The sequence below is a fragment of the Rhizobium sp. FKY42 genome (genome assembly GCF_005222835.1).
Lineage (GTDB): Bacteria > Pseudomonadota > Alphaproteobacteria > Rhizobiales > Rhizobiaceae > Neorhizobium.
In genome coordinates this window covers 1-1,321 of sequence record NZ_STGA01000052.1, presented here as the reverse complement: position 1 = coordinate 1,321, position 1,321 = coordinate 1, and the positions used below count along the sequence as shown (strand labels likewise).

At 58.1% G+C, this 1,321-nt stretch carries 1 protein-coding gene; it reads right to left on the bottom strand.

Annotated features, from left to right (window positions below):
* Positions 1 to 144: 144 nt before the first annotated feature.
* Complete coding sequence (gene tuf / locus E8M78_RS18600; RefSeq protein ID WP_137136476.1) at positions 145 to 1,320, bottom strand: elongation factor Tu; 1,176 nt, start codon at positions 1,318 to 1,320, stop codon at positions 145 to 147.
* Position 1,321: the final 1 nt, after the last annotated feature.

The window sequence follows — 1,321 nt, the reverse complement described above, 5'->3', positions numbered from 1 at the left end:
AGCGAAGAGACCATGTCCCCTCGCCTTGACTGACTACTCGGTCATCGAAGCAACTATACCGGCGCCGTTTGCAAAGCGTGCTTGCGCAACTTTGCAAACTTCATCGACGTCGGCAGCTATCGGACCGCCGCCACGGATCATCGATTACTCGATGATCGAAGCAACAATGCCGGCGCCAACCGTACGGCCACCTTCGCGGATCGCGAAGCGCAGCTTTTCTTCCATCGCGATCGGAACGATCAGCTCGACGTCAACGGTCACGTTGTCGCCTGGCATAACCATTTCCGTACCTTCCGGAAGCGTAACAATGCCGGTCACGTCCGTCGTGCGGAAGTAGAACTGCGGACGGTAGTTCGTGAAGAACGGCGTATGACGGCCGCCTTCTTCCTTCGTCAGGATGTAGGCTTCTGCCTTGAACTTCTTGTGCGGCTTGACAGAGCCAGGCTTGCACAGGATCTGACCGCGCTCGACGCCGTCACGGTTCACACCACGCAGAAGCGCACCGATGTTGTCGCCGGCCTGGCCCTGGTCGAGCAGCTTGCGGAACATTTCAACGCCCGTGCAGGTCGTCTTCGTCGTTGCACGAATGCCAACGATTTCGATTTCTTCACCGACCTTAACGATACCACGCTCGACGCGGCCCGTCACAACCGTACCACGGCCAGAGATCGAGAACACGTCTTCGATCGGCATCAGGAACGGCTGGTCGATCGGACGCTCAGGCGTCGGAATGTAGGCGTCAACCTGTGCCATCAGCTCGCGGATCGCGTCTTCACCGATCGTCTTGTTCGAATCTTCCAGAGCAGCAAGAGCAGAGCCCTTGACGATCGGAATGTCATCGCCCGGGAAGTCGTAGGACGACAGAAGTTCCCGAACTTCAAGCTCTACCAGTTCCAGAAGTTCAGCGTCGTCAACCTGGTCGACCTTGTTCAGGAACACAACAATCGCTGGAACGCCAACCTGGCGAGCCAGAAGGATGTGCTCGCGCGTCTGCGGCATCGGGCCGTCAGCGGCAGAGCAAACCAGGATCGCGCCGTCCATCTGCGCTGCACCCGTGATCATGTTCTTGACGTAGTCGGCGTGGCCGGGGCAGTCAACGTGCGCGTAGTGACGGTTAGCCGTCTCATACTCAACGTGAGCCGTCGAAATCGTGATACCACGCGCCTTCTCTTCCGGAGCAGCGTCGATCTGATCGTACGCCTTGAACTCGCCGAAGTACTTCGTGATCGCTGCCGTCAGAGACGTCTTGCCATGGTCAACGTGGCCAATCGTGCCGATGTTCACATGCGGCTTGGTACGCTCAAACTTGCTCTTTGCCATT

Excerpts from the sequence above, each read along its gene's own strand:
- tuf (WP_137136476.1), bottom strand. The coding sequence starts at position 1,320 with ATGGCAAAGAGCAAGTTTGAGCGTACCAAGCCGCATGTGAACATCGGC.